Source organism: Streptomyces sp. NPDC127092 (assembly GCF_042722475.1).
Lineage (GTDB): Bacteria > Actinomycetota > Actinomycetes > Streptomycetales > Streptomycetaceae > Streptomyces.
On sequence record NZ_JBHXFE010000002.1, the window covers coordinates 165,259 to 180,538 of the forward strand.

Sequence of the window (15,280 nt, forward strand, 5' to 3'; positions counted from 1 at the left end):
TGAACCAGTGGGAGCGCTCCCACTGTGCAGACCTGACGAGACGCCGTCAAGACAGCCGAAGAGTCGAAGGCACCGGACACGGAATTTTGCTCAACTCCTCTTTTCCTTGGCGCCAGTTGCCGCTACGGTCTGCCCGACCAGTGGGAGCGAATCCATCCCGTCGGCACGCCCGCCCCGGTGTGCCCTCGCTGCGAGGACTCGCTCATGCGACATCCCCCACGTCTGACGGCGCTGCTCGCGGGAGCGGCGCTCACGGCGGCGAGCACCGCTCTCGCCGTCACGGGTACGGCCTCGGGAGCCGCGTCCGGACCCGCCTGCACCGTGGAGTACGCGATCGTCGGCCAGTGGACCGGCGGTTTCCAGGGTGCCGTCAGCATCACCAACAACGGCACCACGCTGAGCGGTTGGAGCCTCGGCTTCGACTTCCCGGCCGGCCAGGCCGTGAGCCAGGGCTGGGGCGGTAAGTGGTCCCAGTCCGCGAAGTCCGTGACCGTCGTGAACGAGAGCTGGAACGGCGCGCTCGGCACCGGCGCGAAGGTGACGGCCGGATTCATCGCCTCCTGGACGGGCACCAACCCGGCCCCGGCGGCCTTCACGCTGAACGGCGCACCGTGCGACACCGCCGGGACCCCGACCCCGACGCCCACTCCGACCCCCACCCCGACTACTCCCACCCCGACCCCGACCCCCACCGACCCGACCACACCTCCGACCACGCCCCCGACGACCCCTCCGACCCCGGTCACCGGCGCGCCCGAGCTCGGCGTCACCGGCAACCGGCTCACCGACCAGAACGGCGCCACCCGCCGCCTGCTCGGCGTGAACCGCTCCGGCGGCGAGTTCATGTGCGTGCAGGGCTACGGCATCTGGGACGGCCCGGTCGACGACGCCGCGATCAAGGCCGTCGCCGACTGGAAGGCCGACACGGTCCGCATCCCGCTCAACGAGGAGTGCTGGCTGGGCCTCGACAACATCAAGCCCGAGTACCGGGGCACGAACTACGTGAACGCCGTCAAGGACCTGGTCGCCCGGGTCCTCGCGCACGGCATGACCCCGGTGGTCGAGCTGCACTGGTCGTACGGGCAGTACACGGGCAACTCCGCGGGCTGCGGCGACGTCCACGCGTCCTGCCAGAAGCCGATGCCGAACGCTCGGTACACGCCGGCGTTCTGGACCTCGGTCGCGAACACCTTCAAGCACGACAAGCGCGTCGTCTTCGACCTGTTCAACGAGCCCTATCCCGACCGGGCGACCTCCACCGCCGCCCAGGCGTGGTCCTGCTGGCGCGACGGCGGCAGCTGCCCGGGCATCGGCTACGAGGTCGCCGGCATGCAGGACCTGGTGGACGCGGTCCGCGCCACCGGGGCGAGGAACCTCGTCCTGGTGCCCGGCATCGCGTACTCCAACGACCTGAGCCAGTGGCTCCAGCACCGCCCCACCGACCCGGCGGGCAATCTGGCCGCCGCCTGGCACGTCTACAACTTCAACACCTGCGCCGACGAGACGTGCTGGAACTCCACCCTCGCCCAGGTCGCCGCCCAGGTCCCCCTGGTGGCGGGCGAGATCGGCGAGAACACCTGCGCACACGCGTTCATCGACCGCGTCATGAAGTGGTTCGACGACCGCGGCCTGTCGTACCTGGGCTGGACCTGGAACACCTGGAACTGCAACTCCGGTCCCGCGCTGATCAGTTCGTACGACGGCACCCCCACCGCATTCGGCATCGGGTTGCGTGATCGCCTGCGCTCCCTGAACGGAAACTGAAAGGGCTACCCACCCCCATGAGCCGCACAACCAGCCGTACCGCCCTGCTCGCGGCCCTCGGCCTGATCGCCGCCACCGGCGCCACGGCCACCGCCCTGAGCACTGCCACCGCCGGCGCCGCCGCCGCGGGCTGCAAGGTCGACTACCAGATCGCCAACCAGTGGAACACCGGCTTCACCGCGAACGTCACCGTCACCAACCTGGGCGATCCCGTGAACGCCTGGAACGTGGGCTGGACCTACGGCGGTGACCAGAAGGTCTCGCAGGGCTGGAACGCCGACATCACCCAGTCCGGCGCCGCCGTCACCGCGAAGAACCTGTCGTACAACGGGACCCTCGCCACCGGCGGTTCGACGTCCTTCGGCTTCAACGCCACCTACACCGGCACGAACGCCGTCCCCGCGAGCTTCACGCTCAACGGCGTGACCTGCACCGGCTCGGTGCCGCCCACCACCCCGCCCACCACGCCGCCGACCACTCCCCCGACGACACCGCCCACCACTCCGCCGCCGGCCGGCACGAAGGCCGACAACCCGTACGTCGGTGCGCGGGTGTACGTGAACCCGGAGTGGGCCGCGCACGCGGCGGCCGAGCCGGGCGGCACCCGGGTGTCGAACCAGCCCACCGGCGTGTGGGTGGACCGGATCGCCGCCATCAACGGCGCGAACGGCGGCATGGGCGTGCGGGCGCACCTCGACGAGGCGCTGCGGCAGAAGGGCGACGGCGAGATGGTCGTCCAGTTCGTCATCTACAACCTGCCCGGCCGGGACTGCGCGGCGCTCGCCTCCAACGGCGAACTCGGCCCGACGGAGATCGACAAGTACAAGACCCAGTACATCGACCCGATCGCGGCCATCTTCTCCGACCCGAAGTACGCGGGCCTGCGCATCGTCACCACGGTCGAGCTCGACTCCCTGCCCAACCTCGTCACCAACGTCAGCGGCCGCCCGACGGCGACCGCGAACTGCGACGTGATGAAGGCCAACGGCAACTACATCAAGGGCGTCGGCTACGCCCTGAACAAGCTGGGCGCCATCCCGAACGTCTACAACTACCTGGACGCCGGCCACCACGGCTGGCTGGGCTGGGACGACAACTTCGGCCCCTCCGCCGAGCTGTTCAAGACGGCGGCGACGGCCGAGGGCTCGACCCTCGCCAACGTGACCGGCTTCATCGTCAACACCGCCAACTACAGCGCCCTGAAGGAGGAGAACTTCACCATCAACGACTCCGTCAACGGCGTCTCGGTGCGCCAGTCCAAGTGGCTCGACTGGAACCGCTACACCGACGAGCTGTCGTACGCGCAGGCCATGCGCGACAAGCTGGTCTCGATCGGCTTCGACTCCAAGATCGGCATGCTGATCGACACCTCGCGCAACGGCTGGGGCGGCACCGCCCGGCCGGCCGGCCCCGGCGCGAAGACGGACGTCAACACCTACGTCGACGGGGGCCGTTACGACCGCCGCATCAACCCCGGCAACTGGTGCAACCAGGCGGGCGCGGGCCTCGGCGAACGCCCGAAGGCCGCTCCTCAGCCGGGCATCGACGCGTACGTCTGGATGAAGCCCCCGGGCGAGTCCGACGGTGCCAGCTCGGAGATCCCGAACGACGAGGGCAAGGGCTTCGACCGGATGTGCGACCCGACGTACACGGGCAACCCCCGGAACAACAACAACATGTCGGGCGCGCTGCCGAACGCCCCGCTCTCGGGCAAGTGGTTCTCGGCCCAGTTCCAGGAGCTCATGAAGAACGCCTACCCGGCACTGTGACCCACCCCTGACCCACCCCTAGGGCGGGCCGGAGCCCTCGGGCCCCGGCCCGCCCACCGGCGTGGGCCTCCGCGTACGTCCGTACGACCAGGGCGCGCTCCGGCCCACGGCCAGAACCGTCCCGGCCGACGCCAGCGTGCGTCCGGGCCCACGGCCAGAACCGTCCCGGCCCGCCCTCAGGACGAGTCCCGCACCACCAGTTCCGTCGGCAGCACCTGGTGCGCGCCCTCCTCCGCCGCCGTCGCCTCCCCGGCCAGCTCGCGGAGCAGCATGCGGGCCATCGTGCGGCCCATCTCCTCGATGGGCTGGCGGACGCTGGTGAGCGGCGGGTCCATCAGGCGGGCGACGGCGGAGTCGTCGACGCCGACCAGGGCGACGTCGTCCGGCACGCGGCGGCCGGCCTCGCGCAGGACGCCGCGGGCGCCGGCGGCCATGACGTCGGAGGCCGCGAAGACCGCGTCCAGGTCCGGGGCGCGGTCGAGCAGCTCGCGCATGGCGCGCCGGCCGCCCTCCTCGGTGAAGTCGCCGGTGGCGACGAGGAGTTCGTCGGCTTCGAGGCCGGCAGCGGCGACTCCCTCGCGGTAGCCGTCGAGGCGGGCCCGGGCCACGTACATGTCGAGGGGGCCGGTGATGGTCGCGATGCGGCGGCGGCCGCGTCCGGCGAGGTGGGCGACGGCGGCGCGGCCGGCGCCCGCGTTGTCGGAGTCGACGTAGGCGGCGGGCTCGTCGGCGGTGCGCCGGCCGTTGAGGACGACGGGCAGGCCGAGTTCGCGGACCCGTTCGGGCAGCGGGTCGTCGGCGTGCACGGAGGCGAGCAGCACGCCGTCCACGCGCTGGGCGGCGAGGTACTGCCCGAAGCGCTCGCGCTCCCGCTCGCTGCGGACCAGGGTGAGCAGCAGCTGTTTGTCGGACGAGCCGAGCTCGGCGCTGATCCCGCGGATGATGTCGAGGAAGTACGGCTCGGCGAACAGGCGCGCCTCGGTCTCGGGGATGACGAGGGCCACGGCGTCGGTGCGGCTGCCGGCGAGGGTGCGGGCCGCCTGGTTGGGTACGTAGCCGAGTTCCTCGATGGCCCGTTCGACGGCCTCGCGGGCCTGTTCGCTCACCCGGGGCGAGCCGTTGATGACGCGGGACACCGTGCCCCGGCCGACCCCCGCCCGGGCCGCGACCTGTTCCAGCGTGGGCCTGCCACTGTGCCGTCCGCTCACGCCTCGTACTCCCCTCGTGCGGCATCGCCCCGTACCGTGCGGCGATCAGGTCAAGATAGGCCACCGCCCCCGCCTCCGCCGCAAGTGGCACCGTAGGGCGCCGGTGGGGCGCCCCGTTCGACCTCCGATGCATGGGAGCGCTCCCATGATACTCGCATCCCAGCGCCCGACGAATTCGTGTTCATGTCTTGACACCTCCCCCCGGAAAGCAGGAACCTTCGGGCAACAACGACGTGGGAGCGCTCCCATGCCTGGCACGAGCAGGCACCACCTTTTGGACGAGGAGAGTGGCATGCGCACTACCAGCAGCAGACCGGCCCCCGGCCGCGCCCGCCGAACCGCGCTCGCGGCGGTCGCGGCCCTGACCGCCGGCACGGCCCTGCTCACCGGCTGCGGCGACGGCGGTGACGGCGGGGACTCCGCCGACGGCGGCACGATCACGCTGCGGGTCGGAACCTTCGGTTCCTTCGGCTACGACAACAAGACCGGCGCCAAGCTCTACGCCGAGTACGAGAAGACCCACCCCAACATCAAGATCGTCGAGTCGAACGTCGCCGACGGCCAGAAGTACTGGGACACCCTCAAGCTGCGCCTCTCCCGCAACAGCGGCCTCGCCGACATCCAGGCCGTCGAGGTCGGCTACATCGCCGAGGCGACCGGCCCCGCCATGGCCGACAAGTGGGTGGACCTCTCCAAGACGGGCGGCGCCGACGTCAGCGCCTTCCTCGACTGGAAGGTCAAGCAGGCCACCACCGCGGACGGCAAGGTGATCGGCCTCGGCACCGACATCGGCCCCATGGCCATCTGCTACAACAAGGAGCTCTTCGCCAAGGCCAAGCTGCCCACCGACCGCACCGAGGTCGGCCGGCTGTGGGCCGGCGACTGGGGGAAGTTCCTGGAGACCGGCAAGACCTACCAGAAGAACGCGCCCGCGGGCACCTTCTTCCACGACTCCGCGAGCGGCCTGTTCAACGCCGTCGTCAACAGCGACCCCGAGCAGTACGCGAACTCCCAGGGCGAACTCGCCTGGGAGACCAGCCCGGGCGTCAAGAAGGCCTGGGACACCGCCGTCTCGGCCGCACAGAGCGGCATCACCGCCAAGCTGCGGCAGTTCGACGAGAAGGGCACCTGGAACGCCGCCTTCAAGAACGCGAAGTTCGCCACGGTCGCCTGCCCCAGCTGGATGACCGGCATCATCAAGGACCAGGCCGGCAGCGCCAACCAGGGCAAGTGGGACATCGCCGCGCCGCCCGTCGCGGGCAACTGGGGCGGCTCCTTCCTGGCCGTGCCGAAGTCCGGCAAGCACGCCAAGGAGGCCGCCGAACTGGCCGCCTGGCTGACCGCCCCGGCCCAGCACGCCAAGGTGTTCGCGGTCAACGGCAACATCCCGTCCACCAAGGACACGCTCTCCTCCGCCGCCGTCGTCGGCGCCAAGCTGCCGTACTTCGGAGACACCCCCGTCGGCCAGATCTACGCGGCCGCGGCGGCCCAGATCAAGCCCGCGCCGATCAGCCGCTGGGACGGCCAGGTGAAGACCTTCCTCACCGACAACGGCATCCTCGACATCGAGCAGCGCGGCACCGACCCGGCGAAGGCCTGGGAGAACGTCAAGAAGCTGGTCGACGACAAGATCGACCAGTAGCGGGAGGCGGCGGGGGCCCGACCGCGGACCCGGCCGGGCCCCCGCCCCAGCGCACCGCCCCCGCGCACCGCGCTCCCGCCCCACGCCCGACCCGTACGCACCGACCTGGAAGGACGCCCCCGTGGCCACCTCCGTACGGGCGAGGAACGGCGGCTCCCCGTCGCCCGACGCACCGCCCGCCCGCTCCCGGCGCCCCGGCGCCCGCCGCCCGGACGGCGGCACGTCCGCCCTGCGCCGCCGGCTCTACCGCTGGGACCTGAAGGCGACGCCGTACGCCTTCGTCGCCCCCTTCTTCCTCACCTTCGCCGCCTTCGGCCTCTTCCCGCTGCTCTACACGGGCTGGCTCTCGCTCAACCGGGTGGAGCTCGGCGGCGAGCCGGAGTGGCGGGGCCTGGAGAACTACACCGGCCTCGCCGACAGCGAGTTCTTCTGGAACGCGCTCGCCAACACCTTCACCATCGGTGTGATCTCCACCGTGCCACAGCTGCTCATGGCGCTCGGCCTCGCGCACCTGCTCAACTACAAGCTCCGCGGCCGCGGGTTCTTCCGGGTCGCCGTCCTCGCCCCGTACGCGACCTCGATCGCGGCGGCGACCCTGGTCTTCGCCCAGCTGTTCAACACCGACTACGGCCTGATCAACTCGGCCCTCGGCCTGGTCGGTTTCGACCCGGTCGACTGGGAGTCCTCCAAGTGGCCCGCGCAGATCGCCATCTCGGTGATCGTGACCTGGCGGTGGACCGGCTACAACGCGCTCATCTACCTGGCCGCGATGCAGGCCGTGCCACAGGACCTGTACGAGGCGGCCGCCCTCGACGGGGCCTCGCGCTGGCGCCAGTTCCTCAGCGTGACGATCCCCTCCATCCGTCCGACCATCCTGTTCACGATCATCGTCTCGACCATCGGCGCCACCCAGCTCTTCGGCGAACCGATGCTCTACGGCGGCAGCGTCGGCATCTCCGGCGGCAGCGGCAACCAGTTCCAGACCCTCAGCCTGCTGATGTACGAGAAGGGCTGGGTCACCGGCGCCCTCGGCCAGGCCTCCGCCATCGCCTGGGTGATGCTGCTGCTCCTGCTCCTCGTCGGCGGCGCGCAGTCGCTGATCGCCCGCGCGAACCGCAAGAAGCTGGGGGCCTGATCCCGTGCGCACTCGTTTCCGGCAGACCGCCGGCCGGCAGCACCACGCCGGGCCGCTGACCTACGTCCTCCTCGGCCTCGCCGCCCTGGTCTCCCTCTTCCCGCTGTACTGGAACCTCGTGGCCGCCTCGCACACCGGCGAGCGTGTGGTCACGGCGCCCGCGCCGCTGCTGCCCGGGCCGCGCCTCTTCGACAACCTGTCCTTCGCCTGGAACCAGGTCGACATGGGCGAGGCACTGGTCAACACGACCGTGGTCGCCTCCCTCGTCGCCCTGTCCACGGTGCTCTTCTCGACCCTGGCCGGCTTCGCCTTCGCCAAGCTGCCGTTCAAGGGCCGCGGCGCCCTGCTGACCCTGGTGGTCGCGACGATGACCATCCCGCCGCAGCTGAGCGTGATCCCGCTGTACCGGATCATCACCGACCTGGGCTGGGTCGACCAGCTCCAGTCCGTGGTGCTGCCGTCCCTGGTGGCCGCCTTCGGCGTGTTCTTCATGCGCCAGTTCCTCATCGAGGCGCTGCCCGTGGAGCTGGTGGAGGCGGCCCGGATGGACGGGGCCCACTCGCTGCGGATCGTCTGGCACGTGGTCTTCCCGGTCGCGCGCCCGGCGATGGCCGTCCTCGGGATGCTGGTCTTCGTCCAGGCGTGGAACGACTTCTTCTGGCCGTTCATCGCGCTCACGCCCGACGGCAACCCGACCCTCCAGGTCGCCCTCGCCGGGCTCGGCTCGGGCAACCACAGCGTGGACCAGGCCGTGGTCCTGACCGGCGCGCTGATCTCCACGGTGCCGCTGCTGCTGGTCTTCGCGCTGCTCGGCAAGCACATCGTCGGCGGGATCACCGCGGGCGCGGTCAAGAGCTGACGCCCGTCCGCCGATTCCTTCTCCGTACCGCCGCCGTGCCCCGGCACGCCCGTGGTGCGTCCGTCACCCGTCTCTGCGTTGGGAGCGCTCTCCTATGACCGCGTCCGAAACCCGGCCGCTGACCGCCGTCCGCCGATTCCCGTCCGACTTCCTGTGGGGCGCCGCCACCGCCGCGTACCAGATCGAGGGAGCGGCGGCCGAGGACGGGCGTACACCGTCCATCTGGGACACCTTCTCGCACACGCCGGGGAAGGTCTTCGAGGGGCACACGGGCGATGTCGCCGTCGACCACTACCACCGGTTCCGCGAGGACGTCCGGCTGATGTCGGAACTGGGGCTCAATGCCTACCGGTTCTCGGTGTCCTGGTCGCGGGTCCAGCCGACCGGGCGGGGCCCGGCGGTGCAGAAGGGACTCGACTTCTACCGGAGGCTCGTCGACGAGCTGCTCGCGGCCGGGATCGAGCCGGCTCTCACCCTCTACCACTGGGACCTGCCGCAGGAGCTGGAGGACGCGGGAGGCTGGCCGGAGCGGGCGACGGCGGAGCGGTTCGCCGCGTACGCGGGTCTGGTCGCCGAGGCGCTGGGCGACCGGGTGAGCCGCTGGACCACGCTCAACGAGCCCTGGTGCAGCGCCTTCCTCGGCTACGGCTCCGGGGTCCACGCCCCGGGCCGTACCGATCCGGTGGCCGCGCTGCGCGCCGCCCACCACCTGAACCTGGGGCACGGGCTCGCGGTGCAGGCGCTGCGGTCGGCGCTGCCGGCCGGGGCGAAGCTGGCGGTGTCGCTCAACCTGCACGAGGTGCGTCCGCTGACGCCGTCGGCGGAGGACCGGGAGGCGGCGCGGCGGATCGACACGGTCGGCAACGGGGTCTGGCTGGGGCCGATGCTGGACGGGCGCTATCCGGAGGAGCTGTTCGCGGACACCGCGCACCTCACGGACTGGGGATTCGTACGGGCCGGTGACGAGGCGACGGCGGGGCAGCCGCTGGACTGGCTGGGCATCAACTACTACACGCCGACGGTGGTGTCGCGGGTCGCGGACGGGGAGGCGAAGCCGCAGGACGACGGGCACGGGAACAGTGAGTTCTCGCCGTGGCCTGGCGCGGACGACGTCGCCTTCCACCAGGCGGACGGGGCGCGGACGGCGATGGGCTGGCCGGTCGACCCGTCGGGTCTCGAGGACCTGCTGACCCGGATCTCGGCCCGGTACCCGGAACTTCCGCTGGTGGTGAGCGAGAACGGCGCGGCGTACGAGGACGTGGTCGGGGCGGACGGTTCGGTGCACGACCCGGAGCGGGCCGCGTACGTCCACGCGCATCTGGAGGCGCTGCACCGGGCGGTGGAGGCCGGCGCGGTGGTGCACGGCTACTTCCTCTGGTCGCTGCTCGACAACTTCGAGTGGGCGTACGGCTATGCGAAGCGGTTCGGCGCGGTCCACGTGGACTACGCGACGCTGCGGCGCACGCCGAAGTCGAGTGCCCGGTGGTACGCGCGCGTCGCCAGGTCGGGCGAGCTGCACGCGCCGGGGGCGGAGGGCTGACGGTCCGTCCGTGGAGGTACGGTTCCGGGACGGGTCCGCGCGCCCGGGAACCGTACCGTGACGGAGGAAGTGCGAGGCAATGGCAGAGATCCACAAGACCACGATGACGCCGACCAAGCTGGAGCTCCTGGCGGACTGGCTGCCGGGCCGCCCCTGGTACCGGGGCGGCGAGGGCGCGGTGCCCGCTCTGGAGAAGGCGGGCGGGTTCCGGCTCGACGACCCGGAGGGCGAGGTGGGCATCGAGTTCGCGGTGGTCGCCGACACCTCGGGCGAGGAGGTCCACGCCTACCTGGTGCCGATGACGTACCGGGCGGCGCCGCTGGAGGGCGCCGAGGGCGCGCTGATCGGCACGTCGGAGCACGGGGTGCTCGGCACCCGGTGGATCTACGACGGCGCCCACGACCCGGTCCTGGCCGCCGAGTTGGCGGCCCTGCTCGCGGGCCGGGCGGTGCCGCAGGCCCAGAGCGTGTCGGACACGCCGGACCCGACCGTCGAGGCGTCCTTCGACGGGACCGGCGCGTTCGACACGTCGGCCGCGCCGGTCGTGGAGGACGGTGCGTACGGCACGGACCTGCGGCTGGGCGCGGACGCGCCGCTCCTGCTGCGGCTGGCGCGGGTGCTCGACCCGAAGGCCACGGGCTCGCGCGGCCATGTGATCGCGGACTGGCGCCTCCCGGACGGCGAGGAGCGGCGCGGGGCGTACGTCCTGGTGTTCGACGCGGCCTGAGGCGGCCGGCCGGCCGGTCAGAAGACGGACAGGCCGGTGATGGTGGTGAACCGGTCGAGGGCGGTGACGCCCGCGACCGAGTTCCCGCGTTCGTCGAGGCCGGGGCTCCACACGCACAGCGTGCAGCGGCCCGGGACGACGGCGATGATGCCGCCGCCGACCCCGCTCTTTCCGGGCAGTCCGACCCGGTAGGCGAAGTCGCCGGCGGCGTCGTAGGTGCCGCAGGTGAGCATCACCGCGTTGACCTGTTTGGCCTGGCTGCGGGTGAGGAGCCGGGAGCCGTCGGCGCGGATGCCGTGGCGGGCGAGGAAGCCGGTGGCGAGGGCGAGGTCGGCGCAGGACGCCTCGACGGAGCACTGGCGGAAGTACTCGCGGAGCAGGGTGGGCACGGGGTTGGCGATGTTGTCGTACGAGGCCATGAAGTGTGCGAGGGCGGCGTTGCGGTCGCCGTGCGCGGTCTCGGACGCGGCGACGTCGCGGTCGAAGTCGAGGTCCTGGTTGCCGCTCTCGGCGCGCAGGAAGTCGAGCAGGACGCCGGAGGCGTCGCCGGTGATGCGGTGGAGCTGGTCGGTGACGACGAGGGCGCCGGCGTTGATGAAGGGGTTGCGGGGGATGCCGTTCTCGTACTCCAGCTGGACGAGCGAGTTGAACGGGTTGCCGGACGGCTCGCGGCCCACGTGGTCCCACAGCGGCTCGCCCTTGCGGGCCAGGGCCAGGGCGAGCGTGAACACCTTGGTGACGGACTGGGTGGAGAAGGGCCGCTGCCAGTCGCCGACGCCGTACACGGTGCCGTCGAGCTCGGCGACGGCCATGCCGAAACTGCCGGGGTCTCCGGAGGCGAGCGCGGGGATGTAGTCGGCGGGCCGTCCGCGTTCCGTGAGGTCGGCGATCTCCTCGGCGATCCGGTCGAGGACGGGTTCGAACGTCAACAGCATGCACACATCATGCGCCGGACGGTCACCGGGCGCTGTCAGTGCCCCCCTCTATGATCTTTCCCGTGTCGCCGCATGGCGGCGCCCGGCCTCGACGGGGCCGGTCAGGGAGGGGGTTTCCGTCATGCGAGGACAGATGCGACGCGGCCTTCGGCTCGCGCTCACGGGGGCGCTCGCCGCGGTGCTGCTGCCGGCGACGGCCGCGCAGGCCGACACGCCGCCGCCGCGCACGTACACGGTGTGGCAGTGGAACGTGGCGGGGAACACGATCCACGACGGCTCCACGACCGACGGCCTGGTGACGCAGGCGGCCGCGTCGATCGTCAACCGGGGCGCCGACTTCGCCGCGTTCAACGAGCTGTGTCAGGGCCAGTACAGCGCGCTGGTGAGCGAGCTGCGGGCCAAGGGCTGGCCGCAGGACCAGGCCAACTTCGCGCGCTTCGAGCCGAGCCGCCCGGCGGGGAACGCGGCGGTGTGCCGGGGCGAGGCGTTCGGGAACGCGATCTTCAGCAAGCGGCCGCTCGGCGGCGCGGCCCGCTTCGCCCTGCCGGACGACGGCACGGCGGAGAAGCGCAACATGCTGTGCGCGCCGCTCACCGACGGGACGGCGACGCGGTTCTGCACGACGCACATCACGACCAGCCAGTCCTTCAACGTGGCGCAGCTGGATTTCGTGCACCAGAAGCTGGAGGAGTACGCGGCCGCCGGCGAGACGGCCCTCATCGCGGGCGACTTCAACGCCCAGCCGCACTACGGCCGGCTGAACTCGTACTACGCGCCCAGCGTGGACACGGCGTACAACGCGAACAACACCGGTGAGTACCGGGAGCTCGACGACGCCGACGCCGGGAACTGCCTCGGCTACGGCGAGTGGACCGCCGACGGCACGCCCGGCGTGACGCCGCCGTGCGGCGGGTACGCGAAGATCGACCACATCTTCGTCCGGGAGAGCGCCCTCGCGGGGCCGTACGATGCGGACTCGCTCGCGATCTCGACGGCGTGCACGGGCGTCGCGGCCTGCTCCGACCACCGCATACTCGTCGGTACGGTCACGGTCAGGTAGCGGGAAGCGGCGCGGTACGGGGTGCGGGGCGGCCCGGTCGGCGGCCGGAGAAGTGGCGGAGCCGGTGCGTCCGGGTGAGGGTGGCCTGGGGGGCGAACACGAGTGAGGTGAGCCCAGTGCCGTTGACCGCGGATGAGCCGGGAGCGCCCTGCTGGCTGAGCCTGGCGGCGCGCGACCTCGATGCCGCCGAGGAGTTCTACGGGGCGGTGCTCGGCTGGACCTTCCGGCGCGGGCCGCTGGGCCAGGGCTTCTCCGTCGGCGAGCGGGAAGGGGTGCCGGTCGGCGGGATCGGCGAGGTCGCCGTCCGCATGGGCGTGCCCGTGGCCTGGACGGCGTATTTCGCGGTCGCCGACGCCGACGAGGCGGTGGCCCGCATCCGGGAGCGCGGCGGCACGGTCGGCGTGGGCCCGGTGGCCTTCCCGCCGCGCGGCCGGGCGGCGCTCGCCACCGATCTGGAGGGCGCGGCGTTCGGGGTGTGGGAGGGCAGGATCTCCTCCCGCTGGCGGCTCGGCGAGCACCACGCGCCCGCCTGGCTGGAGCTGCACACGCGCAACGCGTTCGATGCCGCGCTCTTCTACGGCGGTGTCCTGCAGTGGGTCGACGGCAACGCGGACCGCTTCGAGGTGGCGTACGAGGACGAGCAGGTGGTGCTGCGGACCCAGGGCGAGGCCGTGGCCCGGCTGAACAGCGGCCCGGTGGAGGCGGCCTCGGCGCTGCCGCAGCGGCGCCCGCGCTGGCTGGTCCACTTCCGGGTGCCCGACCTGGAGCGGGCGACCGCGGCCGTGCTGGAGCGCGGCGGTGACGTGATCCCGGAGGCCGACCAGGGCTGGACCGGCACGGGGGCGCGCTGTGTGTCGGTCCGTGACCCGCAGGGCGGGCTGTTCACCCTGGACGGGGAAGCGGAGGACTGAGGGCTCCGGTCAGCGGTTCGCGGCCTCGGGCGGTGTGAGGCCCAGCTCCTCGCCTTCGGGCCGGGGGGCGAACCAGGCCTCGGTGGCTGCCTCGGTCACCTCGGGGAGGGTCGGCGGCGTCCAGTGCGGGTCGCGGTCCTTGTCGACGACCTGGGCACGGATGCCCTCGACCAGGTCGGGTGAGCGCAGGGCCGCGCAGGACAGGCGGAACTCGGCGTTGAGCGCCGATTCGAGGCAGTCCAGCGTCCGGGCGCGGCGGATCGCCGCGAGGGTGGCCTTGAGGGCCGTGGGTGACCGGGTGAGGAGGACGGTGGCGGTCTCCTTGGCCTCCGGGATCCCCGAGTCGGTGAGCCGGCGCACGATCTCCTCGACCGTGCCGGCCGCGTAGCAGTCGTCGATCCAGGCGCGCTGTCCGGCGAGCGCGCCGGGCGGCGCCGGTCGGGCGAACCGGGCGACGGCCTCGGCCGCGGGAAGCCGGGTGAGTTCGGCGGCGAGCGCGGGCAGGTCGGCGGCGGGCACGAAGTGGTCGGCGAGGCCGGCCAGCAGGGCGTCGGCGGCGCCGGCTTCGGTGCCGGTGAGGGCGAGGTGGGTGCCGAGTTCGCCGGGCGCGCGGCCGAGCAGCCAGGTGCCGCCGACGTCGGGGACGAAGCCGATGCCGGTCTCGGGCATGGCGACGCGGGAGCGCTCGGTGACGATCCGGACCGAACCGTGGCCGGAGACGCCGACGCCGCCGCCCATGACGATGCCGTCCATGAACGCCACGTAGGGCTTGGTGAAGCGGGCGATCCGGGCGTTGAGCCGGTACTCGTCGCGCCAGAAGTCCTCGGTCGCGGTGCCCCCGGCGCGGGCGTCGGCGTGGATGGCCCGGATGTCGCCGCCGGCGCACAGCCCGCGCTCCCCCGCGCCCCGGATGACCACGGTCGTCACGGCGGGGTCGTCCTCCCAGGCCGTGAGCGCCTCGTCGATGCGCCGCACCATGGCGTGCGTGAGCGCGTTGAGGGCGCGCGGCCGGTTGAGGGTGAGGAGACCGGCGCGGCCCTCGGTGTGGACGAGGACCTCCGGTTCGGGGAGGCCAGCGGGTACCGACATGCGTGTGTGTCCTTCCGGCGGGCCGAAACGATCTTCCGTCCACCGTAACGTCCCCGGGCGCTCCCGCACAGGGCCCACCGTCCGCTAGCGTACCCGCGGGTAACACATCGACCGGGTGCGACCGAGGGGAGCGGACACATGACGGACGCGGTGCGACGGTGGAGTCTCGAGGAGTCGGTGCTGGTCGACGCGGACCGCGCGACCCTGTACGGCCTGGTCGCCGACCTGCGGAACATGGGGCGCTGGAGCCCGGAGTGCCGCGGTGTGTGGGTGCGCCGGCCGCCGGTGCGCACGGGCACGCGGTTCGTCGGCTTCAACCGGCGCGGCCCCTTCCTGTGGTTCACCACCGGCCGGGTCACGACGGCCCGCCCGGGCGAGGAGTTCGTCTTCGACGTGGGCGTCTTCGGCCTGCCGATCGCGCGCTGGGGCTACCGCTTCGAGACCGAGGAGGGCGGCACCCGGGTCACCGAGACCTGGCAGGACCTGCGCACCGGGCGTGGCGGCGGGCTGGCGAGCCTGCTGGGCACGGTGTTCGCGGGGACGAACCCCGAGCGCCGGATCGCCGTGAACCGGCACGGCATGCGCACCACGCTCGCCCGTCTGGCGGCGCAGGCCGCCGCGGTCCGAGACGACGGCTGACC

The 15,280-nt window shown here is 72.2% G+C and carries 13 protein-coding genes; 10 read left to right on the forward strand and 3 right to left on the reverse strand.

The genetic code is table 11. The features are described 5' to 3' along the window. Nucleotides 1-204: 204 nt before the first annotated feature. A complete protein-coding gene (locus ACFWJO_RS02365; RefSeq protein WP_386862962.1) occupies nt 205-1,764 on the forward strand; it encodes a cellulase family glycosylhydrolase in 1,560 nt (519 codons plus the stop codon). 17 nt (nt 1,765-1,781) lie between these two features. After that, the gene (locus ACFWJO_RS02370) at nt 1,782-3,533 is read left to right on the forward strand and encodes a glycoside hydrolase family 6 protein (RefSeq protein WP_386862963.1); all 1,752 of its coding nucleotides are present in this window, start codon (nt 1,782-1,784) and stop codon (nt 3,531-3,533) included. Between the two features lie 176 nt (nt 3,534-3,709). Here ACFWJO_RS02370 and ACFWJO_RS02375 read toward each other — a convergent pair whose 3' ends face one another. Continuing rightward, on the reverse strand, nt 3,710-4,741 hold the full coding sequence (locus ACFWJO_RS02375) for a LacI family DNA-binding transcriptional regulator (protein ID WP_386862964.1): 1,032 nt from the start codon (nt 4,739-4,741) through the stop codon (nt 3,710-3,712). A 292-nt stretch (nt 4,742-5,033) separates the two neighbouring features. Here ACFWJO_RS02375 and ACFWJO_RS02380 point away from each other — a divergent pair, with 292 nt between their 5' ends. From ACFWJO_RS02380 to ACFWJO_RS02400, 5 genes are all read left to right on the forward strand, one after another. After that, nucleotides 5,034-6,383: an ABC transporter substrate-binding protein gene (locus ACFWJO_RS02380; RefSeq protein WP_386862965.1), complete on the forward strand. Its 1,350-nt coding sequence runs from the start codon at nt 5,034-5,036 to the stop codon at nt 6,381-6,383. A gap of 121 nt (nt 6,384-6,504) precedes the next feature. Further along, the gene (locus tag ACFWJO_RS02385; protein WP_386862966.1) at nt 6,505-7,518 is read left to right on the forward strand and encodes a carbohydrate ABC transporter permease; all 1,014 of its coding nucleotides are present in this window, start codon (nt 6,505-6,507) and stop codon (nt 7,516-7,518) included. Nucleotides 7,519-7,522: 4 nt separating this feature from the next. After that, a complete protein-coding gene (locus ACFWJO_RS02390; protein ID WP_386862967.1) occupies nt 7,523-8,377 on the forward strand; it encodes a carbohydrate ABC transporter permease in 855 nt (284 codons plus the stop codon). A 94-nt stretch (nt 8,378-8,471) separates the two neighbouring features. Next, entirely contained in the window at nt 8,472-9,917 is a 1,446-nt protein-coding gene (locus ACFWJO_RS02395; protein ID WP_386862968.1) for a GH1 family beta-glucosidase, read from the forward strand. A gap of 79 nt (nt 9,918-9,996) precedes the next feature. Next, nucleotides 9,997-10,644: a 1,4-alpha-glucan branching protein gene (locus ACFWJO_RS02400; protein WP_386862969.1), complete on the forward strand. Its 648-nt coding sequence runs from the start codon at nt 9,997-9,999 to the stop codon at nt 10,642-10,644. 17 nt (nt 10,645-10,661) lie between these two features. On the opposite strand, the gene ACFWJO_RS02405 is transcribed toward ACFWJO_RS02400, so the two are convergent. After that, a complete protein-coding gene (locus ACFWJO_RS02405; RefSeq protein WP_384412772.1) occupies nt 10,662-11,579 on the reverse strand; it encodes a glutaminase in 918 nt (305 codons plus the stop codon). Nucleotides 11,580-11,712: 133 nt separating this feature from the next. Here ACFWJO_RS02405 and ACFWJO_RS02410 point away from each other — a divergent pair, with 133 nt between their 5' ends. Together ACFWJO_RS02410 and ACFWJO_RS02415 are read left to right on the forward strand one after the other, a co-directional pair. Further along, a complete protein-coding gene (locus ACFWJO_RS02410; RefSeq protein WP_386862970.1) occupies nt 11,713-12,639 on the forward strand; it encodes an endonuclease/exonuclease/phosphatase family protein in 927 nt (308 codons plus the stop codon). A gap of 116 nt (nt 12,640-12,755) precedes the next feature. Then, nucleotides 12,756-13,550 (forward strand): VOC family protein, encoded by a 795-nt coding sequence (locus tag ACFWJO_RS02415; protein WP_386862971.1) that lies wholly within the window; start codon nt 12,756-12,758, stop codon nt 13,548-13,550. A 9-nt stretch (nt 13,551-13,559) separates the two neighbouring features. Here ACFWJO_RS02415 and ACFWJO_RS02420 read toward each other — a convergent pair whose 3' ends face one another. Continuing rightward, nucleotides 13,560-14,639, reverse strand: a complete 1,080-nt coding sequence (locus ACFWJO_RS02420; protein ID WP_386862972.1) for an enoyl-CoA hydratase/isomerase family protein — start codon at nt 14,637-14,639, stop codon at nt 13,560-13,562. Between the two features lie 138 nt (nt 14,640-14,777). Here ACFWJO_RS02420 and ACFWJO_RS02425 point away from each other — a divergent pair, with 138 nt between their 5' ends. After that, entirely contained in the window at nt 14,778-15,278 is a 501-nt protein-coding gene (locus tag ACFWJO_RS02425; protein WP_386862973.1) for an SRPBCC family protein, read from the forward strand. Nucleotides 15,279-15,280 lie beyond the last annotated feature (2 nt).